The organism is Jingyaoa shaoxingensis (assembly GCF_014385005.1).
Taxonomy (GTDB): Bacteria; Bacillota; Clostridia; order Lachnospirales; family Lachnospiraceae; genus Marvinbryantia; species Marvinbryantia shaoxingensis.
On record NZ_JACRSZ010000004.1, the window covers coordinates 22741 to 49390 of the forward strand.

Here is a 26650-nt window from a genome sequence, read left to right on the forward strand (position 1 = left end):
AGCGGTTCCTTTTCAAGCCAAAAATTCCGCCAGCACCTCTCGGATTATTCGTTCCTGCTCCTTCGCATCCATCTGTTTCAGAATCTCCCGGTTTCGTTCCCGTCCCCAGTCTTTTTCCGTTCCCGCCGCAGTCTCCCGTTCTCCGGATTTCATGCGGGCCAGACTCTCCTGAAGCTGCCGCTTGTCCCGCTCTGCCCTTGAATCTCCTTTTGCAGCCTTTTTCTTTCCTGTTTCTGCAAGCATGGCAGCCTGTGTTCCCTCTTCTTTCCACTCATCCAGACCGGTATTGCTTATATCTGCTGAGATTCCGGAATGGCACAGATAATCCTGCATCTGCACTGTCAGCCTGCTCTCCTTATAACGGCTGTCACACCATAAAACTGTCAGAGCCGTGACAACTGTCACTGCAGCTGCCATTCGAAGCATAAGCATCAGATCTGCCTGGTTATGCTGTGCCTGGTTATACCAACAGCCCAGTGCCGCAATTGCCATGCTTCCAAGATACCATCCGGCCGCCATTCTTCTCCACTGGTGCAGTGTCAGCTTCCGGTATCTGTAGTCCAACAGCATTCTCTGCACAAATACCGGTATATTTACATTTCCCTGACAGCACCGGCTGTCAATCTGATACCGGTATCTCATCCGCTTCATAAATTCACCTTTTTCCGGCTGTGTATCTGCAGCCTCCCGTATGAGCTGTCTGCAGCATCTGTTGCTGATTATCTGGCAAAGTATTCCGAGCAATCCTGTTGCTGTCATCAAAGAGAGTAACACTTTTGACTGTAACAAAATATGTAACATAGTGATCCCCTTTCTTTTTTCTCAGACGCAGTTTCCTCTCCCCGGGCACGGTCCCTGCTCCTGTTAATTGCAGAGTATAAATCAAATTTTCCAGTTTGCAAAGTAAAATCGTTCGACAGAAAAAGCCCATAAACGGCATATTTACGGGCTTTTGGGGTTCATGTTCTTTGTAAGCATCTCCCTTTATGTTACTTCTGAATTCTCTTTAAGAATCCACGAGTCAGGCGCACACTGTGCTCTACTGCCTGCTTTTCAAAGGTCGGATAATCCATAGTGGCACTGTCATCTGCCTTATCAGATATCGCACGAATAATGACGAACGGAATCCGGTTCAGATACGCAGTCTGAGCGATTGCTGCTCCTTCCATCTCAGTGCAGTATCCATCAAAATTACTCTTAATGCGGTCTTTCACTTCTCTGCTTGAAATAAACTGATCTCCACTGACGATTCTGCCTTCAAATACCTGAATCTCAGGATTCACAGCTTCACACACTTCTTTTGCGATGGTACGCATCCTTTCATCTGCTTCAAATGAGAATACATTCATCTGTGGAATCTGACCCAGATCATATCCAAATCCAGTCGCATCCATATCATGATGCAGCACATCGGTAGATAACACAATATCTCCAATATTGATCTCTGCCTTTAAGGAACCTGCAATACCGGTATTAATGACTCCGTCTACCCCAAATTCATCTACCAGAATCTGCGTGCAGACTGCTGCATTCACCTTTCCGATTCCGCTTCTGACTACTACTGCCTGACAGCCTTCCAGTTCTCCTTCCAGGAATTCCATCTGGGCTTTATTCAGCATTCTGCTGACCTTCATGGCACTTTTCAATGCCGCCACTTCCACTTCCATTGCTCCGATAATACCTATTTTCTTCATATATAAATGCTCCTGTTCCTGTCTTTTTGTATCTGTTCAGTGCCTTCACAGATACAGCGGGTTCTGAACAGTTACTGTTTTTTCATCATAACATCATAATTTTTAACAGGCAAGAGCTTTTCCGTAATCTCAGCAGTTCCCGATATAATATTCCGTCCTTGCAAATGCAATTTCATCTGACACATGAAGTGGTACTTTTTCATTCACTCCCAGTCTTCTTCCGTTGATAAATGTCCCATTCGTGGAATTCATATCACACAGATAATATTCCTCTCCCTCTTTCTGAATTTTTGCATGAATCCTGCTAATTTCCTCTTCTTCCAGGCAAATATCTGCTTTTGTCTTCAATTTACCAATCAAGTAACTGTCTTTCACCAACACAATACTGTTTCTTTCTCTCGGATTCATACTGATCAGTGTCAGATGTGGCTCATATTCCTCCTCCCCTTTCCAAAGAAGCGTAGTTGCTCCCACATTTTCTTCTTCCTGCTGTGACAGATTCTGGCTATTCGTCTGCACTTTTGCCATCTTCTGCATGGATTTTCCCCCTGATACTGCCTCCGTGTTTTGTTTCCGTTCATCTGTCTGATGGATTTCTGCATTCTCATTTCTGTCTTTCATCAGCCATGGTTCTTCTTCGCTCTCTGGCAATTCCCATCGAATTCCTGTTTCTTTTTTCTTTTTTTCCCGGCCGTTATTCTTTTCTCTGGCCTTTTCCCAGGAGAGCACATACGCCAGTGCCGCAGTTATCAGGAACGTGATTCCGCCCGCCTGTGTAACAGTGAGAAAATCCATCCACGCTGCTATTCCTGTGATCCCCATTACCACAAGATATACCATACCCGTCAGCATCTGCATCTTTCTCTCTGAATGCTCCTTCCGGGTCTCTATTTTCTTTGTTTTCTGATTTTTCTCTTTTTGCGTCTGCTTCTTTTTTGTTTCTCTTTTCCACTCACTTTTGGATTCTTTTTTGTCTTTCTCTGTACGCAATTCTGCATTCTTGTCTTCTGCCAGAAAATCGGTCTGCACATCCACCGGCTTCTTCCTCTCCCTGTCAGGACTCTGCCCAACAGTTTTTCCAGGTTCTTCTGATGTCTCCGGTTCTTCCTGCAGAATCTCAAGCAATGCATAATTCTTCTCCTGTACCTTACGGTTGATCTCATATACCCGCAGAACAGCCTCTGTATCTGCCTGGTTCAGATGATAAAGAAGATAAGATGCAAAACTGCGAAAACTCTCCTGTATATTTTTCTTATAAGATGGAAGATAACAGAATTCCGCATCTCTGCTTTCAATATCCAGATAGATCAGCATAGGATCCAGTACCATCTTATTGCCATCCAGAAGATATTGCTCCATCTGCTGCATGGCGCCATGCAGGCATCCCAGAATCTTCTGAATATCCCCACAGCGCAGTGCATCTGTCTCACAGATCTGTGCCAGCGAGTGTTTGGAAGTAATCTCATAGTAATACTGCGTTTCTCCATTGATCCTTTTTCTGATACACCTCATAAATCCCCGAATCTGATTTTCTTCCAGCATATGAACTTCATAATCCATCTCACTTTCTTCTGAAAGATTCTCTTCCTCATTCTCCGGTTCCGGTATCATATAATTATGGGATATGTCATGTTCAAATCTGATCTTCACAGTGCTCACCCCCTGTTTCTTTCAAATATATGGTGCCCTATCTTTACCAACTGACGCACCTTCTGTATTCTGCTCGACGGACGCTGCGTGGATATCTCACAGCTCTCCTTCATTTTCAATTGATTTTCCTGAAAAAACGCTTCCATCATCCCGGGAATCCGAAAGGTTCCACGATAAAAGACAGATGCTTCTTTTTCTGTAGTCTGACATTCTGCGGATAACCCCGTCGTGCCAAGCAATCTTCCTTCTGTAAGACTCCTGGCTGCACCGCTGATTTGATAGCTCTCATCATCTGCTCTCAGGCTGGCTGTACAAGCCGCCTCATATGCCGCATTTTGCAAAAAATTCCTGTCATGATACCAGAATCCCAGATAAATCACTGAAACCAGAATCGACAGCAAAACGCCCATCAGTAAAGATGCCTCTACCGTATAACTTCCTTTCTGTCTCATTATTAATCCTCCCTTATTCACAACTATTTCTGCATCAGCCAACACAGATATGCCGCCAGCAAAAAAGGAGCAAATGGCAGTTCTGCCCTACGATCTGACTTTCCTGACAATAACAGTATCAGGGATACCGGAAACATCAGAAACAAACCCGACATGAACAGAAGTATGGCATTTTTCCCGCCCAGGCACAGCCCGCATACCAAAAGCAATATTCCGTCTCCATATCCTATCTCCTGCCTGGTTATTTTCCCGATCAGCAGCAATACACAGCCCGGCAGTATGGCTGTCAGGAGAAACTGTACTGCATCTGCCTGTGGTCTTAACAGTCCCATTGCAATTCTCAGTAAAAGGGCAGCACTTCCACAGATAAAAGAACTTATCACTGATATTTCTTTTTTTCGGATATCACTGCCGGTTTCCACACTCAGATATCCCAACAGCCACACATATAATTTCCACATCTACTGTCCCTGTCACTTTCCGCATTTGCTGCATGGTCTTAGTTTCTCTGCTTCTGATAATGGTACTTTATTCACGGTTCTTTTCAGCCCACTGCAGCTCAATGAAGAATGGTATTTATCACCATAAGGGGAAACATACACTCTGTCACCGCATCCTCCCCTGCACCGCTCACAGGCATGATATTTTCCACCGTTTACGTTACGAATTCCTTTTAACTGATTCTTCGATACACTGCGAATGGACAGCCGGATATGAGTACAGTCCGGATCTTTGTGATAGACCGTTCCTGTCTCTGTCACATATACCTCTTCTGCCTCTTCATCGTTTTCTTCCTCTGCGTCCTCTCCTGCTCCGGCTCCACCACCGGTTCTTCCTGTCCACGCCCGCACTCTTGCCCGAAAAATGCTTTTCACTTTTTTCACCGGAAGTATGGTCCAGGTATGAGCCGGCTGAAATGTCCCTGTCAGATCCAGAATCTCACTGCCAGTAAACCTGGACTGCAGGAGACTAAAAGTTCCTATATCTTTTCCAACCCCTGATCTCTGCCTGATCTGGCTTCTGGCATATCCTGCCGACAGACCGCCTTTTAACAGTTCTGACGAAATCCCTGCTTTTTCTGCTGCTCCCATATTCTGTATGTAGGCATACGCCGCCATCTCCTTCGCTGTATCCTGTGCACCTGCCAGCAGTGCGGAAGATGCATTCTCTACCGTTGCAAACTGCAGCATGGCAAGCATTGCAAACAGAAACAGCGGTAAAACGATTGCCATTTCCAGTGTAAGACTGCCCTTATTAAATTTGTGAAATGAGATAAATTGAAATATTCCTTCCAGGTCAGACTGCTCCTGATATCTCGCCGCCGGGAATAACATCCTTCCTTTCTTCGCTAATATATATGTTTTTTGAATAACTCTTTTATAACCTTTATAAATCTGAATGACAAAGCGGTCTGTTCCAGGAAAGAACATTTCACGCCACCTCCTTATTGCCTGCCTTAATAGGCAAACGTTCCTTTTGTTTCGTAACTTATCTTCTTCTGCCCTGTTTTGAGAAAAGCTCCTGTCACTCTCAGAAAAACAGGCGGAATCAGATACTCTGCTTTTACTGCCATTTTGACAATTGCATGATCCACACGGAACTTTACGTTGTCTGTTGTTTTCCGTATATCTCCTTCTATCAGATCCAGTGCCCTCATAGAATAGGACGACGTATTCCCCATAGTGAACAGAATCTGAAGATATCCCTGATAATCCAGTCCTTCTTTCCCTGCCGTGTCGGGAGATTCCAGCATCTCCAGAAGTGACGGAATATTTTTCAGATCCAGCCTCCATGTAGCCTGTGACTTCCATACCGGCACCTTTCCACCTGCCAGAAGGCTGTGCAGATCCAGAAGGCTCTCTCCATAGGCCCATACCAGAAGCAGTGCATAGGACGTAGCCACCTGTAACCCCGGGACCGGTATTGCACCGGTAATCAGTGCTGCCAGACTGTCTGCCTGTGCTTTCTTCGCCGGATCACTGGCAAGATACATAAAATTTGCACCTTCTCGCAATGCCAGAAGCCTTTTTACCACACTTTTCAGATTCTTTACATCTGAATTCTTACCGCAGAGAATATATTCCAGTCCATAATTCAGCACCTGGTCTTCAGCCTCACTGTCCGTATAACATGGAAATCTTTCAAACAGATATTCCTGAAACAGCAGATTATCTGTCAGACCCGCATATTTCTTTTTGATCTCCAGATTCCCTTTGCGGCAGCTTCTTCTGGATGGCACATCGGAAGAAAGTACTTTATCTGACGCTTTCTTTTCACCGAGTACCAGTCCCAGAAGACCTTTTCTCTTAATTGCTTTGATGGTTTCCAGAGGATTCTTCGCTGCCGGATATTCTTTTTTCTCCGGCTGTATCTCCATCGGGAGGTTACCCGCTTCCTCTGCTGCTTTCTCTTGTTCTTTTCTTCGTTCTTCTTCCTGCTTTCTGAGTGTTTCCTGCTGTTGCTGCAGAGATTTCAGATTCGCTGCATTGCTACTCTGACGGTTCTGATAATCCTGCCCTGCACTATCCAGCTTCTGAGCATCTTCCTTTCTTTTCAGCCATGCTGATACCGCTTCCGTTGCCAGATTGTCATGCATAAAACCAACTGCCTGCTGATAAAATGCATTGCCCTTCTGATCTGTTGCCAGTGCAACTCCGGTGATCCCGGCTTTCTGTAAGGTAAGAGGGTACGGATCAAATCCTTTTAGCAAAATTCCTTTATTTGGAGAAACATTATATTCCATATAGGTCCGCAGTTTCTCTTCCAGTGCCTTTTGACTGTAGTTGCCTGTTCCACTGGCTCCATCCAGAAAAAACACATCATATTGTTCTAACACACGATTTTCAAATTCCCCAAATACCGAAAACAGCCCCATATCCAGTGCCGCTGCTGCTTTTGCCCTTGCCCCCTGTATTCTGGCTGATTCCATGGTTGTACAGAGAAGGGACAGAAACAGAACGCTGATCAGGCTTAAGAACACTGTAATTGTCCCTTTGCATCTGTACGTTTTCATGTTGTCTCCTTTAAATACTGTTACTCTGACTTACAATTTTCTTGAAGATTTTATTGACCAGACTGGTCAGCTGACTCTTGAAGATGATGACCAGACCAATCAGAACTACCAGAATCAGTATAATCTCCACCGTTCCAATGCCGTCTTCTTCTTCATACAGCCGTCTCAGAAACTTTCGCATTTTCCTCACCTCCTTTCAAATGACATCTCGTGTTCCAGCCTGTTGCTTCTTTCCTAAATTATTTAAAATGACAGTACTGCCGGTACAATCAGAATGACCAGCACAACCAGCAGCATCAGAATCATGGGAAACAACAGTCTTGTTCCTGCTTCTTCCCCCATCTTTTTGGCGAGCTGTCTGCGGTCTTCCATGGCTTCTTCTGCTTCATTCAACAGAAGCTCCGTCATACCTTCTGAACTTTTCTGCAATCCTCCGGACAGAATCGTGCCAAGCCGTACATAACAGGTCTGTTCACATCTTCTGCCAAATCTCTCATAGGCACGTGCCTCTGCAATTCCACTTCTCATTTCATTACAGGCTGCTACCATCTCTTCATACGCCCATCGTATCCCGCTCTGTTCTTTCATCTCCTGATATTCTCCTGCAATCCTGACAAATGCATTCTGTATCGTCAGTCCTGCATTTAGCAGCATTCCAAGCTTAAATACTACATCCGGATAATCCAAAATCAGCTGCCTTCGGCGCTGTTCTTCCATCTTTTTGTGTTCTTGCGCTTTCCCCAGGTATCCTGCTGCCGCCAGAATCAGAATTCCGGCAAGACAGATCCCTGTCAGAGATACCTGACTCTGCGTCCATACCACATCTCTTCCATCCACTTCCTGTGGAAGCTCCAGTGTCTTTTTCTCCCTGCTATTTTCCTGAGCATTTTTCAGTGCCTGGTTCAGATCATACTTCAGTTGTTCTTCTTCCGTACGGATCTGTGGAAATAAGTGCAGTGCCGTCTCATAGATCTGTTCCCGCTCTCCGCAGGACAACATAGCCGTCAATGTCAGTATCTGTCCTTTCTCCGGGAGATCTGCCACAATATTTCCGTCTCCATCCAAATACCCCTGTGGATTCTGTATCCACTGAACCGTTACCTCACCATTTTGCAGTTCCGAAGGCAGTTCTACTCTTCCCCTCACTTCATCTGCGGAAGCGTTCTCTCCCAGTATGATCTGATCGATCTCCTCCTCTGCCAGCTTTAATAATTGCAATTCTTCCTGCTCTGTATACTGCCGCTCCTGAAGTTCCACCTTCACCTGCTCTGCATCTTCCTGGTTCTGGATCTCTGCCTGCAGCGTATAAGAACTGTTTCCTTCTCCCTTTTCCGGACGTTCCAGTCTCTGAATCGCTGCCAGTTGTTTCTCTCCGCTTAAAGCACTTTCTGCAATCGGAAATAGCAGTAGTCCCAATGCAAAACACAACAGCATAGTTTCCAGTTTCTCTTTTTCTTTTTTATTCTCTTTCCTGTCCCTGTTTTTTCTCCATCTGGAACTTCTTTCCAGCAGATATTCTGCGCCTTTGTGAAACGGCTTCCGATACCACTTCACTTCAGGCTCTGTCTCCACTCCTGCTGAGAGAATCATCAGCATTCCAAATACTGCCACCAGTCCCCAGTACATCCACATCCCTACACCTCAATATCCACAATTTTTCTTCCCCAGAATACTGCACCTGCATACACTGCTAAAGATACTGTCATAATCACTATGCCTGTGGGATTGTGATACATCCCATCAAGGAATCCCGGCGATACCGTCTGCACATAGAATAAAATCAGACATGGAATGATACTCATCATATTCTGCTCCATCTTCTTGGCTGCCAGTACCACCTGTATCTCTTTTCTGGTCTCATTCTTCTGCCCTATGCTCTGTATAGTATTCCTTATAATTGCAATGAGATTCCCGCCTGAACGTTTCGCTATGGCAAAGATCTCTGCGAAATTTCTTACATCCTCGATTCCACTGCGCACGGCAAGCGACTGCAAGAGTTCTTCCAGATTCTGATTCATCTGAAGCTTGCTCACTATACCTCGAAATTCCTGAACTATCATGTCATCTTCCCGATAGATCAACGGCAATTCCTTCAGCGTATCCTCAAAAGCAGTCTCAACGGAATATCCAGCCGTCAGGGACGTGGTTACGGTCTGCATTGCCATAAGAAATTGTTCTTCCAGTTCCTGTTTTCTCTTCCGACACAGTGACTGCTTCCTCATCTTCAAGAATCTTCTCAGTAACAGAAGTCCCAGGAAAAATACCGGCACTGATCTGTAAAACAGATAGCTGATCATGGCATCTCCCAGAAGAAACAGCAGACAGTTTGCCACATATTCTTTTCTGGAAAAACGATATTCTCTGTAATCCATTTACAACAATCCTGCCCTTTCCAGTTTTCTGGTCTGCATAAGATCGCCCTTACGCACCAGTGTGCCCGCTACTTTTTCTCCCCCTTTCCCATTCTCCTCAAATTCATAGAGTGTATGGGTCTGAATCTCCTCTTTCTCATAACTGTACCCGGTAATCTCCAGAATCTCTAACACTTTTCTGGATCGGTCACGCATTCTGCCAAGATGCACCATGATATCGATTCCGGAAGCAATCTGTCTGCGGACTGCTGACACCGGCAGCTCCATTCCCATAAGTACCATGGTCTCAAGTCTTGCCAGCATATCCCTTGGACTATTTCCATGACCGGTAGAGAGACTTCCGTCATGACCATTATTCATGGCCTGTATCATATCAATGGTCTCTTCCCCTCGGACTTCCCCTACAATTACTCTATCCGGCCGCATTCGAAGACTCGCCCGGATCAGGTCACGAATGGTAATCTCATGATCTCCCTGCGTATTTCCTTTTCTGGCTTCCAGCCGCACCAGATTGGCAACACCCCTGATCTGCAGTTCCGCATTGTCTTCAATAGTTATGATCCGCTCGTCCTTCGGAATATAATTGGACAATGCATTCAGAAATGTGGTCTTCCCTGACCCGGTACCGCCGCTGATAAAAATGTTATATCCGGCAATTACCAGCTTTTTCAGGAACTGTACCGCTTCTTCCGTCACTGCTCCCCATTCTATGAGCTGCTGCATCTCTATGGGATGTACTGGGAACTGCCTTATGGTAATGATCGGTCCATTTAAGGCAATCGGTGGCAGAACCATGCTGACTCTGGCGCCATTTTCCAGTCTGGCATCCACAATCGGAACCGTAGCATTGACAATCCGGTTACTTTTCGCTGCAATCCCCTGCACCAGATCTTCAATTTTATCTCTGCTGTGAAAGCCTTTCTCCCACTTCCGTATTCGCCCGTTCTCTTCTATGAAGATTCCGTCCAAACCATTTACCATAATCTCTGTTACCTGATCGTCATCTACCAGTTCCTGCAGAATATCCAGCTTCCTTACTGAATTGAACAGCTCTGTCCGAAGCTGTGCACGCCTTCTCAAACTGTAATAATGCCCGCTGTTCTTCTCCATCAGCAGCTTATCAATCTGTTCACAGATTACCTCATCCGGTAATTCCTGCGAGGTGTCCAGCCGGTCCATCAGTTTTCTCTGTAACTCTAAAAATTCATTCTGTTCCCTGTTCATTTCTTCCATTCCTCACTGCACAGTAATGTACGCACAAAGTTCCCCATCTCACTGTTTACCAGCTGTTCCAGCGCATATTCCCCCACTGCTGCAGGCTCTGCATAAGGAAGGTGCAGACAGGATGTTTCTTTCAGAATCTCTTCCGCATCGAGCTCCGTCAGCAGCTTCTTATACTGTTCCATCCGGGCTTTGGCGATAACCCCATCACAGACCGGGGTATAGATATGTGTACATGCTGCCAGTAGCCCCAGTTGTTCTTCCACCGTTCCCTCCAGATCCAGAATCACCGTTTCATATCCTCCGATGGAAGTCACTGCATCCAGAAGCTTCATCCATTCTTCCTGGGTCACTTCCCTTAAATCTGCTGCTGAATACGCCGGCGGTATGTATGCCATCTCCCCCAGATGCTGTACAATTGCCTGCACCTTAAAAATCACATTCCCCTTATTCTGACGGACAAAGTACATCACATCCGAGATATCTGCACTGTATGTTTTCCCGGTCATCATACTGAATCCGGCACATTCTTCCAGATTCAGGTATAATACAGACTGACGTTTTGCCAGAATCTGCCCCAGTGTCAGTGCAAAACATGTCTTTCCACAGCGCTTCACCGGTGAGTATACTCCGATAACATTTGCCTTCTGCTTCATAAAATATGGCGTATGTTCACTCATATCTGCCGCATAATAATTCATGACTTCTGCTACCAGATGATCCGAAGACTGGTACTTATATACCGTGGGATACTCCACGTATTCCGGTCTTACTTCCCCCTCTGACAGAATCACGGTTCGGTTAATGTCCATCATACGAACTTCCTCGCACATCATCCGTGCTGAGATCAACAGCAGCTCAATCCGATGTTCCCTGGTAAATTCTCTCAGGCTTTCCACACCTGAAAATACCAGTATCTCGAAGGGAATTCTCTGTTTTTCGGTAATATAATTCATCAGTCTGCAGGCATAGACTGTCTCCAGATCGCATATTGCAAAATTAAGTTTTTTCATATCCAACCTCCTGTAATCAGCATACTTCCCAGAAATATCGGCAACGACAGGTGCAGATAGGCAGGGTTATCCTCCTGCACAATGTATGGGTGCCATATTCCTGTGCTGAAAAATTCTTTTAAATACTGTATGAATAGAATCAGACGTTTCCATAAAATGTGATATTTGATAACTGCTGTCAGTGAAAATACCGCAGCAATCAGAAATGAATAGCAGATACACTTCAAACTCAGTGACGGTCCGAAAAATCCTCCAACCATCATAAAATACTTCAGATCACCGGCTCCCATCATCTTAAAATAATGAAGGACGCCAAGCACCAGAAGCGGCAGTAATGCTCCTGCCAGAAAATTCCCTGTTCCAGGTGGTCCATTGGCACTCCACTGCCATCCCAGTGCTGCCAGAAGTCCTGCTCCAATCAGTACATTGGGGATCCTTCCGGAATAAAAATCCCAGAAGACCGCTAGTACTCCTATACTGAACAAAAATAAAAATCTCATATTCTCTATCCTCTTTTTAAAAACAGATGCTAGGTGCAAATCATCTATCACACGGACATGAATCGTCTGTTACCCCTGTCACCCTATACACTTGTTATCTTTGAAATAGATGTCGATACGACCGATGCTTATCAGAATTGGTAAGTGATGTTATTATATATAATATGTTTCTGTTTGTCAATAGTATATTGCATAATTCTTCTTGCAATATTTATATCCTGTATTTTATCAGAAATAACTGTTGCTTTTCTGATAAAATACAGGATATAATAAAAAGAAGAACATCCAATGTTCGACCAAATGGAGAGAGAAGGAGTAAGTAAGATGCCGGAATATTTAAAGAAAATTAACAGATCATCTGTGGTGCAGCGTGTTATTGACCGGCTGACGGAAGCAATGCTGAGTGGGGAACTCAAACCGGGAGATAAGATTCCCACAGAAATGGAATTGTCAGAACAGCTCGGAGTCGCGCGCAATTCCATAAGAGAAGCAATTAAGATCCTGGTATATATTGGAGTCCTGGAGATTAAGCGTGCAGACGGAACCTTCGTCTGCAACGGATTTTCAGAGAGTCTTATTGATCCTATGATATATGGTATTATTCTGAACCAGCAGAATTCACAGGATCTGAACGAACTGAGAGCTATGGTAGAGACTGGTGTAATGCGTCTTGCCGTGGAAAAAAGCAGTGAAGAAGAGATCCGGCAGTTACACGAAAAAATGCTGGTTTTAAAAGACGCCATTTTTGCACAGACACCCGATGTGGATCAGGTTTTTGAAGCAGATAATGCATTCCATGACTGTATTACAGAGATGGGACATAATGCCATGGTGTCCAAGATCAATGCCATCACCAGAGTACTGACTTATTCCACCCGTTACGATTCCGTAAAAGGCATGCTGGAGACCGGTCGTGGAGAAGAACTATATAGTGCACATGAAAGAGTCTATCAGCTCATTGCCAGCCGTCAGCTGGAAGGACTGCACGAATCCGTAGAAGGCACCTATTTCCTGAATGTAGGAAAAAAATCCTGAAAATATAACCATGAAAAAGCATACAGCACAGAATCCAAAGAATGAATGTATATTCTGTGTCTGTATGCTTTTTATCACATCTAATAATTCTGATACTCTTTCATAATGTTCAGGTAACGTTTCACCTTCTCTGCCAGTTCACCCTTGAATACTGCGGAACCTGCAACCAGAATGTTGGCACCTGCATCCAGAACCGTATGAATAGTCTGGTCATTTACGCCGCCATCCACCTGAATATCAATATTTCTTCCAGATTCCTGAATCTTTTTCCGCAGTTCAAGAATCTTTTCTGTCATCTGCGGAATATAGCTCTGACCGCCAAATCCCGGATTCACCGTCATAATCAGAACCATGTCCAGATCATCCATTACATAATCTAACACATTCAGTGGTGTAGAAGGATTTAACGCAACAGCAGCACGGACGCCCTTCGATTTGATACTCTGAACAACGCGGTGAAGATGGGTGCATGCTTCAGCGTGAACCGTGATACTGTCAGCTCCGCAGGAAACAAAATCATCAATATAACGTCCCGGATCCTGAACCATCAGATGCACATCAAAAAAGCAGTTCTGTTCTTTTCGAATAGACTTAATCACCGGCATACCAAACGAAATACTTGGTACAAACATTCCATCCATGACATCAATATGCAGGTACTCAGCTCCTGCAGATATAACTGTCTGGATATCCTCCCCTAGATGATTAAAATTAGCAGACAAAATAGATGGTGCAAGTATATTATGTCTTGACATGGCAATCTCCTTTCATGTTATTTTATTTCGTATCTGTGAAGATACTGAACAGTTACTTTATTTCGGCATCTGAGTATCCGTAATCTTCCTCAATTTTACTAATCAGATCCACGCGTCTCTGATGACGTCCACCCTGAAATTCTGCATCAAAGAACGCATCACAGATCATTTTAGCCAATTCTTCTCCTACTACACGGGCGCCCATGGCAACGATCTGACAATTGTTATGTTCTGCAATCATTTTAGCAGTAAATGGTTCGCTGCACACACCTGCACGGATTCCAGGTACTTTATTCGCTGCAAGAGAGATACCAACACCCGTCCCACATACCAGAACCCCTTTATCGATATCGCCTCTGCGGATTGCTTCTGCAACCGTACGTCCCGGTATCGGGTAATCTACCTTCTCATCCAGACTGTATGCACCGTAATCTACACATTCAAATCCGCGTGCTTCCATATGTTCAAAAAGGCAGCGTTTTAATTCAATCGCTGCGTGGTCACTTCCAAAACCGATTTTCATAATCATTCACCTTTCTATATTCTAACAAATACTTCATTTTCTTTCAATTGTAAAAAGAACCGGTTCACCAGGTTCTTTTACAAGTTCTGATGAACCGACTCTTCCGATGCAATGGCAGCTGCATCAATGGATATTGAGAGAGATCTGAGGATCGCAAACAATACGCATGGAGGGGGCTTAGTCCATGTGGGATCCTCCGTTAATATCAATTTCTTCTCCTGTAATATAGGAGGCTTCTTTGGATGCCAGGAATACGATTGCATTGGCAACTTCCTGTGTTTCTCCAGGACGTCCCATCGGGATACCTGCGATAACAGCATCTGCCTGTTCCTTCGGCATAGATTTCCAGATTTCTGTATTAATCAGTCCAGGGCATACACAGTTTGTTGTGATACCATACTGAGATACCTCACGGGCAAGGTTCTTGGAGAAGCCCAGAACTGCTGCTTTGGATGCGGAATAATGAGCACCACCGAATACTCCGCCGCCACGTTTTCCGGAAACAGAAGACAGATGTACGATACGTCCGTATTTCTGTTTCTTCATGACTTCGCAGACTGCCTGAGTAATCAGGAACAGACCAAACATATTTACGCTGAAGATGCGCTTGATATCATCCAGAGTCATATCTGCTACCGTTACTTTCTGAGAAATTCCGGCATTGTTTACCAGAACATCGATGCGTCCGTATTTTTCTACAATCTTATTTACCAGTTCTTTTACTGCATCCGGATCTGTCAGGTTCGCTGCATATCCTGCTGCTTCAATTCCCATCTTTTTCATTTCTTCCACATTTGCATCACAGCCTGCCTGATTGATATCACAGATCACAACCTTTGCGCCCTGTTTTCCAAATGTCTGAGCGATGGTACGTCCGATTCCTTTTGGTGAACCTGCTCCTGTTACGAGAACTACCTGATTTGTAAAATCTAACATGATATTTTTCCTCCTGAATACTATATTTCATTATTTCTGCATTTCCTCTGCAGTTTTTACGATTTCCTCTACTGTTACACCATTGATTTCCAACAGTCTTTCATACGGAGCTGACTGTCCGAACTGATCCTGGATACCGATACGTTTTACAATACCTTTTCCAAGTTCTGCTGCTACTTCGCAGACTGCAGAACCAAGTCCGTTGAGAATATTGTGGTCTTCTACTGTAATGATCTTGCCGATATCATTCACACATGCAGTAACTGCTTCCACATCCAGTGGCTTAATTGTATGCATATCCAGTACACGGGCTGAAATACCTTTCTCTTCCAGAACCTTTGCAGCTTCTACTGCCAGGCGTACTGTATCTCCATTGGCAATGATAGCCACATCTTTTCCATCCTGAATCTGATGTGCTTTTCCGATTACAAATTCCACATTTTCATCATAGATCTGAGGCACCGCATCTCTTGTAAAACGCAGATACATCGGACCATAGGTTTCTGCTGCTGCTTTCGTCAGTTTCTTTGCGGAATTGTAATCTGCCGGCATCACAACTGTCATGTTCGGGATGGTACGAAGTACTCCCATGTCTTCAATTGCCTGGTGGGAAGCACCGTCATTTGCCGGTGTCACACCACCATGGGAGCAGGCAATCTTGACATTCAGATTAGGATAACAGATCTGCTGACGAATCATTTCACACATACGCAGAGATCCGAATACTGCATAAGTAACTACAAATGGAATCTTTCCGCAGGTTGCCAGTCCTGCTGCCACACCTGCTGCATTCTGTTCTGCAATTCCCACATTCACATACTGATTTTTGTCATCATGGTATTCCGCTGACAGTTCTTTACGGAATGCTCCTGTCTTACAGCTCTTTCCGATATCAGCATCTACGATTAAGATTTCCGGATTTTCCAGACCAAGTTTTAAAATTTCTTCACCAAAACCATCACGGGTTGCAATTTTCTTTAATTCACTCATTTTCTTATCCTCCTATACGCCCTGTCTTAAACTAACTGCGCTGTCAGTTCTTCCATTGCCTGATCACGTTCTTCTTTATTTGGTGCTACTCCATGCCATGCACAGGAATTTTCCATATAAGAAACACCTTTTCCTTTTATGGTGTGAGCATAAATACATTTTGGTTTACCGTTTTTAGAAGCATAACATTTATCCAGTGTCGCGCAAATTTCTTCCATATCATGTCCGTCAATTTCCATGACTTCCCATCCGAAGGATTTGAATTTTTCACCCAGATCTCCGTTTGGCATTACCTGATCACAGGTTCCGTCAATCTGAAGGTTATTAAAATCTACAAATACAATCAGATTATCCAGTTCATATTTGTGAGCAGTGTTGGCTGCTTCCCAGATTTCCCCTTCCTGGGATTCTCCGTCACCTACTACACAGAATACTTTATAATCCTTTTTGTCCATTTTGCCTGCAAGTGCCATACCTGCTGCACAGGCGAGCCCCTGTCCCAGAGAACCCGTGGAAATATCGATTCCAGGGCATTTGTTCATCGACGGATGACCCTGAAGCATGGAACCTTCTTTTCGAAGTGTATCCAGCTCTGATTCCGGAAAATACCCTAATGTGGCAAGGCATGCATACTGAATCGGGCATACATGTCCTTTGGAGAGCACCATGCGGTCTCGGTCTTCCCAGCGTGGGTTCTTTGGATCAATATTCATATATTTGAAATAGCATGCAGTTACAAAATCTGCTGCTGACAGGGATCCCCCCGGATGACCGGACTGTGCTTTGTAAATCATATCCACAACCTTCATCCTCATCTGTGTTGCTGTATTCTTTAATTCTTTTACAGATACCTCTCTCATTTTCTTTACCTCTCTTTTTATTATATGTTGATGGTTCAACGTAGGATATTATATTGTTTTTTATAAGATCGACTTTTCATCGATCCAATAAAAATAATTCTTTATACAAACATCAGTGATATTGCCGGTATGTAGGTAACAAGCAGTAAGACAATCAGCATTGCCACCAGACAAGGAATAATACCCTTGGAAATATCCTCGATGGATATCTTTCCGATACCACAGGCAACGTACAGGTTTACTCCAACCGGCGGTGTAAACAAACCAATTGCCAGGTTTACAATCATAACTACTCCAAGATGAATCGGGTCAATTCCCAGTTCCAATGCTACCGGTGCAAACAGCGGTGTGAAAATGTACAGTGCTGATGTGGAATCCAGGAAACATCCTGCAATCAGAAGCACAATATTCACGATAATGAAGAAGATGATCCCGTTACCGCCTGTCACTGCAAGCATCATATCTTTGATCGCCAGATCCAGTCTCGCACGGGTCAGTACATAAGCAAACAGGGAAGCTCCCATGGTAATAAACATTACCGTTGCAGTTGTGGAACAGGAATCTACCATAATATCAATCATTTTCTTTACATTGATTTCACGATAAATGAAAATTCCTACAAACAGTCCATAGAATACAGATACTGCAGCTGCTTCGGTTGGTGTGAAGATACCGCCGTAGATACCACCCAGGATAATAACCGGCATCATCAGTCCGAAAAATGCATCTTTTAGAGCTTTTAACCGTTCTGCACCGCTTGCCTTCGGTAATACTTTCAGATCACATTTTCTTCCCAGAATCAGTGCTACAATAATCAGTCCGGCACCCATTGCAAGCCCAGGAACCATACCTGCCTTAAACAGATTCGTGATAGATGCATCTGCGATGGATCCATATACTACAAAGGTAATGGATGGCGGGATGACTACACCGATTGCTCCGCCTGCTGCCATAAGTGCACAGGAGAATGCTGCCGGGTAACCTGCTTTTACAAGAGCCGGGATCATAATCAGACCCAGGGCTGCTACCGTTGCCGGACCGGATCCTGAAATAGCTGCAAAGAAACAGGACACTACCACACATACAATTGCCATACCGCCTTTGATATGTCCCAGACACTTCTCTGCCAGGTTAATCAGGCGGCCTGAGATACCGGCCTTTTCCATAACGTTACCGGAGATAATAAAAAACGGAATTGCCAGTAACACGAATTTACTGCTGGATGCGGAACAGATACGAGGCAGTACCGACATGACTGCTACGATCGGTTTTCCGGCTCCCTGCACCAGCATTGCTGCCACGCTGGACATACCCAGACAGACTGCAATCGGTGCTCCGAATGCTAACAGGAGGACAAACACTCCAAGTAATACTATTCCAACCATCTTACTCCTCCCCCTTTGCTGTTTTTACTGCCACACTGAGGAATGCAAGCAGTGCAAATGCTGCTCCTACAGGTACAAATAATCCGTAGATCCATTCCGGCCACTGCATGGTTGCTGTTTCCTGACCAAGTGCGTACTGGCTCATAACCATTTCAATACCGAAAATCACAATCAGCAGACAGAACACTGCTGCGATGAGATACATCAGTACCTGTACTTTTCTTGCCGCTGACGGAGAAAGCTTATCTGTTACAATCGTCAGTCCCAGATGGGCTTTTCTGCGGGCTGCAATGGCAGTTCCCATGAAACTCATCAGTACAAACAGATAACAGGACATCTCATCTGCCACAGCCAGTGGACTGTTAAATATGAATCTTGCTATTACGTTTACGAATACCAGAATTGCCATCACAGAAACACTGGCACAGGCAACGAATTTTTCAAATTTTTCTATAAATTTCATGCTCTATACCTCCTACTCTTCTGTGAATTCCACACCTTCTGTATCGATGTTAAATGCTTCACATGCTGCTTTTCCATACTCTGCTTTCAAGCCCTTCATAGCATCTTTAATCAATTCCTGGAATGGTACCAGCTGTTCTTCTGTCAGCCTGTCGACCTGCATTCCGCCTTTGATAAATTCATTAATAATATCTTCTTCTTCTTTTTCAATCTTGTATCTTCCCCAGTCACAGGATTCTGTGATACATTCCTGAAGAAGTGTCTGGGTTGCTTCATCCAGATTGTTCCATACCTTGCTGTTACAGATAATCAGGTCACAGTCATATGCGTAATTCCAGATGGTCATATAATCCTGCACTTCATACATCTTCGCCGACTTAGTGATCGGTGCCCCGTTCTCCTGTCCATCGATGGTTCCCTGCTGTATCGCCGTAAATACCTCTGACCAGCTCATAGCTGTCGGACTTGCTCCGATGGCTTCCCAGAATGTCATGTAGATCTTGGAACCCGGAATACGAATCTTCAGTCCCTTCAAATCCTCCGGCTTGGTTACCGGATGCTTACTGTTAGTCAGCTGACGGAATCCATTGTGGAATGCACCCAGGTAGGTCAGCCCCTTCTGGGATAACCGCTCCGCATAATACTCACCACCTGTGGTATCAATCACTTCCTTTGCCTGATCATACGATGTAAATGTCCATGGCATTGTTGCAATGTTCAGCTTTGAATCAATTGCTGATAATGTACTGGTTGCATATGCTGCCAGATCGGTTGAGCCTGCACAGACATATTCAATTCCCTTTGTTGCATTACCTCCTGCCAGTGTATCATTTGGAAAAACATCGATCGTAATATTTCCGCCTGATCTCTGTGAAACCAGTGTTGCCAGATACTGTCCAACCTGTGTGTCGATCTGGGTATCTGTTCCGTTCACTGCAAATGACAGGTTCAGTTTCGGATAGGTAACCGCATCCCCCTCTGCGGCTTCTCCATCTGCGTATACTGCAAGTCCCGATGTCAGCACTGCTGCCCCTGCCAGACCTGCCAGTATTCGTTTCCATTGTTTCAACAACCACACCTCCTTTTGAAATAAACACCTTCTCTTTTAACTCCCAATGTAGAATGTTCTGCATTGCTTGTTTGTATCTTTATCTTATCACTTTTCACAGAAATGTCAATATAATCAAATTTTTAACAAGTGTTTTCAGCACATCGCACAAAATCATTTGTTCTTATTTGGATATAATAGACTACGTTCAACGTCCTACATATTGTTTTTGACTTATAATACTGCTCATACCTGTTTTTTAACCTGTCAGGAAAAGCATATCAAATCAGTTTTCCTGATCCAATATGCTTTTCCTGTTTCAGTTCAAACAGATTTTTCCACTGTCTATTTCAAAAATTCTTCAATCTCTTTTCTCGTTGCACTTACGCTTCCCTGGGCGAAGAATGGCTTGCCGCCGCCACGTCCGTTCAGGGTACTGTTAAATTCTTTTACCAGTGCACGGAGATCTCCGTCTTTTTCTCCCATGGCATATTTATAACCGCTCTCATCGTCTCCTGAGCATACCACGCAGCGTCCCTCGCAGGTCTCCATGATCTCCGCTGCCAGCTTGCGCACGCTGTCTGCTGCCAGTCCTTCCTCAAATATCAGCACGCTTCCGCTGCCTTCATACTGCTTTGCCATATTCTGAAACAGTTTCTGCTCCAGCGCCCCCATGTGGAACTGTTGATCCATCTGGGTTTTCTTCAGATGCTCCACTGCCTGTGCCGTCTCCAGTGGTTTTGCGGACAGTGCCACCGAAATCTGCTGATTCTGTCTGCAAATCTCTTCCACGTATTCCATGGCTTTCCGTCCGGAGAGCATCTCCATTCTCATGCCACCTTTGAACTTCTGAAGAGAAATCAGCTTAATCAGACCGATTTCTCCCGTATAGCTGACATGGGTTCCACAGCATGCACACACATCTGCATTTGGGAACGTCACTACACGCACCATTCCGTGCAGTTCTTTTTTACTGCGGTATTCTACTGACTTCGCCTCTTCCTCTGTATAACTGGTGATGTCCACCTTTTCATTTGCCCAGACTCTCTCATTGGCAGCCTTCTCAAATTCCCACATATCTTCCACTGTGAATTCACCGTTAAAATCAATGGTCACGGTGTCTTTTCCCATATGGAATCCCACATTGTCATAGCCGAATTTACTGTGCACCAGTCCGCTGACGATGTGCTCTCCGGAATGATTCTGCATCAGGCCAAATCTCCGGTTCCAGTCTATGGTTCCGGTTACTTTGCTTCCGACTTCCAAAGGTTGTCCACAAAAATGGAGAATTTCCCCATCTTTTTCGTGGGTATCTGTGATCTCCACCTTCTGGTCACCGATTTGCAGGTAGCCGGTATCCCCAGGCTGTCCGCCTCCCTCCGGGTAAAAGGCCGTTCGGTCCAGAATGATCTCATATCCATTTTTTCCTTCCCGGCAGTCTGTTATCGTTGCTTCAAATGTCTTCTGATATACATCTTTATAAAATAATTTTTCTGTCATGTTGTTCCTCCAATTTGCCTACATCCGGTATATGCGTATCTGGTCAATCTCCAGTCCGTTTGCACCATAATAGAACTTTATGTAATGGTTTCCTGCCATCATGTGATCCAGTTCCCGGTCAGTCTCCAGCCATTTTCCTTCGCTGCCCTGTATGGATATCATCGTCTTCAGAGTATTATTACAATATACCGACACTGGAATCTGTGCCAGCCCTCCAAGCTGAGTACGCATCTTCATACAGATCCGGTAGTCACCCTCTTTTTTCAGATGAATGCCAAATACATCCGCATGACCGGACTTTGGACTAAGCATCTCTCCGTGAATCAGTATACATCCATTTGCATTATCATTAAGGTATTTCAAGTCAGATGCCAGCACATCCCCTTCTTCTTTCCTATTCATGGCATCCAGTTCTTCCTGACAGATTCTTCCGTTCAGATGAAGAAGCGCCGGACTTTTAAGCAAGAATCCCAGAATATTTTCCGCATTACGCTGTAATTCTCCGCGAGTCAGCCAGCCTGCTTCCAACTGTTTCTGCATATCATCTTCTTGCACACTGTCTATGGCATCTGCTGTTACCATGAACAGATCATTCTGTGCTGCTGCCATAGGTGCTTTTGTGTATTTGTCTCCACTTTGTCCTTCATAGTTTGCCACTGCCCACCAGTCAGTCATGACAATTCCGTCAAATCCCCATTCCTTACGCAAAATGGTAGTACACAAATCATAACTGCCAGATGTCCACAAACCATTGACTGGTCCATAAGTCGTCATCACAGACCTTGCTCCGCCTTCTTTTATGGCAATCTCAAATCCCTTAAGGTAGATCTCTCTTAAAGCACGTTCAGAAACCTGACTGTTCGCCCTGCTTCTTGCTTTTTCCTGATTATTGGCACAGAAATGCTTAATAGTTCCTGCAATACCGTGCCGGTTCATCCCCCGCACCTGCGCTGCTGCAATCTTACCGGTAAGATAAGGATCTTCTGAAATATATTCAAAGTTTCTTCCATTCAATGGGTGGCGGTGAATATTCATTCCCGGTCCCAGAAGGGAATCAATCTTATTTAACCGGATCTCCTGCCCGGTCATTGTATAAAGTTCTTCCACCAGTTCCTGATCAAAGGTGCATCCCAGCGCAGTTCCGTTTGGAAGGGAAAATGCTCTGGTTCCACAGTCCATACGGATACCGGATGGGCCATCTGCACAGCAGGCTGCCGGAATTCCATAGTTTCTCAGACTTTCTGTCAATCCACCAAAGGCCGCTGCTGTTCCCGCCGTTACCTTTGGGCTGCACATGCCCTCCCCACGAAATATTTCAATCAGATCCTCGTCAGAAAGCTGTGCTGTAAAGGTATCCAAGTCCACCTTTTCATCCAGTACATCCACCAGTTTCCATCCCGCATTCCCAGTCTGTGCCAGTTCCTCCGGCAGTTCTTCGCTTCTGCGTTCCTGTGGATCCACCGTTCTGATCGGAACCTTTTCCCAGGATATTTCCATATGGTCTTTGCTTTGCACCGGGTGTATTCTCCGGAATTCTTTTGTCGGTGCCAGTGCTTCCTGAAGCTGCTCCACAATCCTGGCATTCCTGTAGCATTCCCCTGCCTTCACTGCATCTCTCACATTGCCACCCACATAGAAAGCGTACTGTCCTTCTTCCAGGATGTAAGCTGATCTGCAACCAGTCACACCGCTTTCATCATAGGATGCCAGATCTCTGTCTGCAACCTGTATCCTTCTGACTTCAGATTCTCCCGGCTGTAACAATTCTGTTTTATAAAATGCTGTCAGACGTCGCAGCGGCTGTCCCAGTCTGCCCTGCGGAAGCTGCACATACACCTGGACTACTTCTCTTCCCGCAGTGTCTCCGGTATTGCAGACCCGGATCTCCAATTCTGTATGATTCGATTTTTCTGATTCCGGTACTATTTTTCCTTCTATAGAAAAAGTGGTATAGGAAAGTCCATATCCAAAAGGATACTGTACTTTATCTCTGGCAAAGGTCTCAAAATACCGGTATCCCACATAGATATCTTCCCGGTATTCATTTTCGATCTCACTGCCAAAGCAGGAATCAGACGGATAATCACTGATTTTCCCGGCAATCGTATCTGTCAGTCTGCCGGATGGATTCACTCTTCCTGTCAGCACATCTGCGACGGCTGCTGCCCCCTCCTGGCCCCCCTGCCATGTATACAGAACTGCATGGGGATGATACTTTTCTACCCAGCTCATATCTATAATGTTACCCACATTCAGCACTACTATCGTACGGGCATTTTTCTGACATACCTGACAGATCAATTGTTCTTCTTCCTCTGTCAGACGATATCCACCCGGCGCATCAGTGTTATCCTGATCTTCTCCCGCAGTTCTTCCTATTACAATCACTGCTGCATCGGCATCTGCGGCACAGGTCAACATCTCATCTGTCACCGGCATCTCCTTCTGTGACCAAGGAACCTTTCCCCATCCTGCCCCTTCATCAAATGGATTTTCCTGTATCCATGCTTCATATATGGAAATCAGTTTTTCATCCAGTACCAGATCCTCTGCCTGCAGCGCCTCCAGGATACTGTCTACCCTGCCGGTATTCACCAGCCCTCCTGATCCCAGTCCGCTTTTATAATAAGTAAATGCAATTCTTCCATATACTGCAATCCGTTCTTTCTTTTTGAAAGGCAGTGCCTCTGCCTCGTTTTTTAAAAGTACACAGCCGTCTGCTGCCGCCTGTCTTGCCAGCTTCCGATACTGTTCCATGTCTAATTCGAATCTGTTCATTTCTTTTCCCCATCTGCTATACCGTTTCTTAGATGTTGGGGTCAAAAGTCCCAACTATGATATCTTATCTCAGCCCTGTTCTCCCTGTCAACTTGTGTTTATTTAACAAACATTTTTCTGATCTCCAATTTTTTCATAGTTATTTTCAATAATTCTATTGACTGAAAATAATTTTCATAGTATACTTTTAACAGAAAGGCAAATCGTAGAACGAAGAGATGGACGATTTGCCACAATTCATCTTTAAGGAGGGTTTTAAAATGAAAAAAGTATTAACCGCGGGCGCAGCTATGGCAATGGTTCTGTCAATGGCATCTATGGGAGCTATGGCAGAAGACACAGTAGATGTAAACGTAATTGCTGCTCAGTATGGTCAGAACACCGCAGACTGGTGGGCACAGTTTGTAGAAGACTTTAATGCAGACAATCCTGGCATTAACCTGAACGTAGAAGTAGTATCTTGGAACGATATTTACACAGTTGTAAATACACGTATCGCCAACGGCGAAGCTCCTGATGTCCTGAATATCGACGTATTTGCTGACTATCAGGCAGATGATCTGCTGCTTCCGATTCAGGATGTTGTATCTGAAGAGACATACAGCAAGATGTATGATGCATTCCTTGACCAGTCTGAAGTAGACGGTACCGTATGGGCTATCCCGGACCTTGCTTCTGCACGTGCTCTGTACTACAACAAAGACATTCTGGAAGCTGCAGGCGTAGAAGTTCCTACTACATGGGACGAGCTGACCGCAGCATGCGAAGCTATCAAGGCTTACGATGACAGCATTTATCCATGGGGTATTGATATGACAACTGACGAAGGTCAGGCTGCATTTGCTTACTATACATGGAACAACGGCGGCGGATTCGTAGATGATGAAGGTAACTGGACACTGAACAGCCCTGAGAACGTAGAAGCTATCGAGTACGCAATCAGCCTTGTAAATGCAGGTTACACCAACAGTGATCCTGCCAACGATACACGTTACGATCTGCAGGATATGTTCGGAGCAGGCAAGATTGCCATGGTTATCGCTCCTAACAGCTTACCTACTTACATCGCAGACGGCGGCAACGAAGTAAACTACGGCGTAGCTTCTATCCCAAGCAACACAGGTGAATCTGTATCCGCAGGTGTTATGGACAGATTTATGTGCTTCGACAATGATTACACAGACGAAGAAAAAGCAGCAATCACAACATTCTTCGATTACTTCTACGATGATGCACGTTACACTGACTGGGTAGCTATGGAAGGTTTCCTGCCTGCAACCAAGACAGGTGGCGAAGCTCTTGCAGCAGCAGATCCTGATATGGCAAGCTGGATCGATATCCTTGCAAGCTGCAAGTTCTATCCAACAGCAAAAGCTGAATGGGCAGACGTAAAACAGGGCGTTATCAGCGCAGAACAGAATGCACTCCTTGGTGAAAGCGTTCAGGAACAGCTGGATAACCTTCAGGCAGAAATCGCAGGTTAAGTCAGAACCATATTTCTAAGAACAGAAAATGGGCCGGGCTATTAAGGTCCGGTCCATTTTTTAAGTCTGATATATTATATTACAGAAATGAGGCATTCTTATGAAGAAAAAATTTCGAGGTATAGAACCATATCTCTGGATTCTTCCAAGTGTACTTCTGATGGCAGTCTTTATCGTCATTCCGATTGGATTTGTATTCCGCATGTCCTTCAGCAAGATCAGTAAAGCTGGTCTGATCAAGGGCTTCTGCGGATTTGACAATTTCCATAAAGTACTGAACAGTCCGGTATTCTCCATGGTTCTGAAAAATACAATTGTATGGACTGTTGCAGTTGTAGGTTTATCTACTCTGCTTGGATTTATCCTTGCTATCATCTTAAATAATGAATTTAAAGGCCGTAAAATTGCACGTGCCGTTGTGGTATTTCCATGGGCTACCACACTGATCGTACAGGCAAGTATCTGGAAATTCATCATTGATACCGACTATGGTACACTGAATACCCTTCTTATGAAGCTTGGTATCATTGATCATGCCATCAACTGGACGCCGACAGCCGGTGCCTATTTTGCATGGGAGATTGCCTGTGGTATTTTTGTAACGATTCCATTCGTTACCTTTACTGTACTGTCCGGTCTGCAGAGTATCGACGAAGGCTTCTACGAGGCTGCTACGGTAGACGGTGCCAATTACTGGCAGAAGATGTTCCAGATCACTATTCCTCTGGTTCGTCCTTCCCTGACTGTAAGTACAGTACTGAATATTATCTATGTATTTAACTCATTCCCGATCATCTGGACTATTACCAAGGGTGACCCGGCAAACCGTACCGATACACTGGTTACTTACCTGTACAAGCTTGCATTTTACAACGGCAAACAGGGTGATGCTGCCGCTGTTTCCGTGATCGGATTCCTGATCCTGTTTATCTGTGCAAGTATTTACATGGTTTCTGTGTTAAAGAAAGGAGATGACTGA

General features: G+C 44.8%; 26 protein-coding genes. 3 read left to right on the forward strand and 23 right to left on the reverse strand.

Annotation, left to right across the window (positions count from 1 at the left end; genetic code table 11):
* Positions 1-12: 12 nt before the first annotated feature.
* The 13 genes from H8716_RS05550 to H8716_RS05610 all read right to left on the reverse strand — a co-directional run bounded on the left by H8716_RS05550 (position 13) and on the right by H8716_RS05610 (position 11915).
* Entirely contained in the window at positions 13-801 is a 789-nt protein-coding gene (locus H8716_RS05550) for a hypothetical protein (RefSeq protein WP_249307576.1), read from the reverse strand.
* A gap of 188 nt (positions 802-989) precedes the next feature.
* The gene (locus tag H8716_RS05555) at positions 990-1694 is read right to left on the reverse strand and encodes a 5'-methylthioadenosine/adenosylhomocysteine nucleosidase (protein WP_249307577.1); all 705 of its coding nucleotides are present in this window, start codon (positions 1692-1694) and stop codon (positions 990-992) included.
* 129 nt (positions 1695-1823) lie between these two features.
* Positions 1824-3344 carry a DUF6382 domain-containing protein gene (locus H8716_RS17695; protein ID WP_249307578.1) on the reverse strand — a complete coding sequence of 507 codons (1521 nt, stop codon included), beginning with the start codon at positions 3342-3344 and terminating at the stop codon, positions 1824-1826.
* Positions 3345-3349: 5 nt separating this feature from the next.
* Positions 3350-3796 (reverse strand): TadE family protein, encoded by a 447-nt coding sequence (locus H8716_RS05565; protein ID WP_249307579.1) that lies wholly within the window; start codon positions 3794-3796, stop codon positions 3350-3352.
* A gap of 23 nt (positions 3797-3819) precedes the next feature.
* The gene (locus H8716_RS05570; RefSeq protein WP_249307581.1) at positions 3820-4257 is read right to left on the reverse strand and encodes an A24 family peptidase; all 438 of its coding nucleotides are present in this window, start codon (positions 4255-4257) and stop codon (positions 3820-3822) included.
* A 12-nt stretch (positions 4258-4269) separates the two neighbouring features.
* The gene (locus H8716_RS05575; protein WP_249307583.1) at positions 4270-5226 is read right to left on the reverse strand and encodes a TadE family protein; all 957 of its coding nucleotides are present in this window, start codon (positions 5224-5226) and stop codon (positions 4270-4272) included.
* Positions 5227-5252: 26 nt separating this feature from the next.
* Positions 5253-6809 (reverse strand): DUF5702 domain-containing protein, encoded by a 1557-nt coding sequence (locus H8716_RS05580; RefSeq protein WP_249307584.1) that lies wholly within the window; start codon positions 6807-6809, stop codon positions 5253-5255.
* A gap of 10 nt (positions 6810-6819) precedes the next feature.
* Positions 6820-6990: a Flp1 family type IVb pilin gene (locus H8716_RS05585; RefSeq protein ID WP_249307586.1), complete on the reverse strand. Its 171-nt coding sequence runs from the start codon at positions 6988-6990 to the stop codon at positions 6820-6822.
* Between the two features lie 62 nt (positions 6991-7052).
* A complete protein-coding gene (locus tag H8716_RS05590) occupies positions 7053-8441 on the reverse strand; it encodes a type II secretion system F family protein (protein ID WP_249307587.1) in 1389 nt (462 codons plus the stop codon).
* A gap of 2 nt (positions 8442-8443) precedes the next feature.
* On the reverse strand, positions 8444-9181 hold the full coding sequence (locus H8716_RS05595; RefSeq protein WP_249307589.1) for a type II secretion system F family protein: 738 nt from the start codon (positions 9179-9181) through the stop codon (positions 8444-8446).
* Complete coding sequence (locus H8716_RS05600) at positions 9182-10405, reverse strand: CpaF family protein (protein WP_249307590.1); 1224 nt, start codon at positions 10403-10405, stop codon at positions 9182-9184.
* Positions 10402-11415, reverse strand: a complete 1014-nt coding sequence (locus H8716_RS05605) for a P-loop NTPase family protein (RefSeq protein WP_249307591.1) — start codon at positions 11413-11415, stop codon at positions 10402-10404. Before H8716_RS05605 ends, H8716_RS05600 begins: the two co-directional genes overlap by 4 nt.
* A complete protein-coding gene (locus H8716_RS05610; RefSeq protein ID WP_249307593.1) occupies positions 11412-11915 on the reverse strand; it encodes a prepilin peptidase in 504 nt (167 codons plus the stop codon). The genes H8716_RS05605 and H8716_RS05610 overlap by 4 nt, the downstream gene beginning before the upstream one ends.
* A gap of 324 nt (positions 11916-12239) precedes the next feature.
* Between H8716_RS05610 and H8716_RS05615 the strand changes: the two genes are divergently transcribed.
* Positions 12240-12950, forward strand: coding sequence for a FadR/GntR family transcriptional regulator (locus tag H8716_RS05615; RefSeq protein WP_249307594.1), 711 nt, complete (start codon positions 12240-12242; stop codon positions 12948-12950).
* Between the two features lie 80 nt (positions 12951-13030).
* Here H8716_RS05615 and rpe read toward each other — a convergent pair whose 3' ends face one another.
* The 10 genes from rpe to H8716_RS05665 form a co-directional block, all read right to left on the reverse strand.
* Entirely contained in the window at positions 13031-13705 is a 675-nt protein-coding gene (gene rpe, locus H8716_RS05620) for a ribulose-phosphate 3-epimerase (protein WP_249307595.1), read from the reverse strand.
* A gap of 52 nt (positions 13706-13757) precedes the next feature.
* Positions 13758-14228, reverse strand: a complete 471-nt coding sequence (gene rpiB / locus H8716_RS05625; protein WP_249307597.1) for a ribose 5-phosphate isomerase B — start codon at positions 14226-14228, stop codon at positions 13758-13760.
* 177 nt (positions 14229-14405) lie between these two features.
* Positions 14406-15164 carry an SDR family NAD(P)-dependent oxidoreductase gene (locus H8716_RS05630; RefSeq protein WP_249307600.1) on the reverse strand — a complete coding sequence of 253 codons (759 nt, stop codon included), beginning with the start codon at positions 15162-15164 and terminating at the stop codon, positions 14406-14408.
* 30 nt (positions 15165-15194) lie between these two features.
* Entirely contained in the window at positions 15195-16154 is a 960-nt protein-coding gene (locus tag H8716_RS05635; RefSeq protein WP_249307601.1) for a transketolase family protein, read from the reverse strand.
* A 26-nt stretch (positions 16155-16180) separates the two neighbouring features.
* On the reverse strand, positions 16181-17014 hold the full coding sequence (locus H8716_RS05640; RefSeq protein WP_249307602.1) for a transketolase: 834 nt from the start codon (positions 17012-17014) through the stop codon (positions 16181-16183).
* A gap of 101 nt (positions 17015-17115) precedes the next feature.
* Complete coding sequence (locus tag H8716_RS05645) at positions 17116-18399, reverse strand: TRAP transporter large permease (protein WP_249307603.1); 1284 nt, start codon at positions 18397-18399, stop codon at positions 17116-17118.
* Position 18400: 1 nt separating this feature from the next.
* A complete protein-coding gene (locus H8716_RS05650; RefSeq protein ID WP_249307604.1) occupies positions 18401-18862 on the reverse strand; it encodes a TRAP transporter small permease in 462 nt (153 codons plus the stop codon).
* Between the two features lie 12 nt (positions 18863-18874).
* Positions 18875-19930, reverse strand: a complete 1056-nt coding sequence (locus H8716_RS05655) for a DctP family TRAP transporter solute-binding subunit (protein WP_249307605.1) — start codon at positions 19928-19930, stop codon at positions 18875-18877.
* 324 nt (positions 19931-20254) lie between these two features.
* Positions 20255-21409, reverse strand: coding sequence for an alanyl-tRNA editing protein (locus H8716_RS05660; RefSeq protein ID WP_249307606.1), 1155 nt, complete (start codon positions 21407-21409; stop codon positions 20255-20257).
* A gap of 18 nt (positions 21410-21427) precedes the next feature.
* A complete protein-coding gene (locus H8716_RS05665) occupies positions 21428-24187 on the reverse strand; it encodes a glycoside hydrolase family 3 protein (RefSeq protein WP_249307607.1) in 2760 nt (919 codons plus the stop codon).
* Between the two features lie 260 nt (positions 24188-24447).
* On the opposite strand from H8716_RS05665, the gene H8716_RS05670 reads away from it, so the two are divergent.
* Positions 24448-25671 (forward strand): ABC transporter substrate-binding protein, encoded by a 1224-nt coding sequence (locus tag H8716_RS05670; protein ID WP_249307608.1) that lies wholly within the window; start codon positions 24448-24450, stop codon positions 25669-25671.
* A gap of 100 nt (positions 25672-25771) precedes the next feature.
* A complete protein-coding gene (locus H8716_RS05675; RefSeq protein ID WP_249307609.1) occupies positions 25772-26650 on the forward strand; it encodes a carbohydrate ABC transporter permease in 879 nt (292 codons plus the stop codon).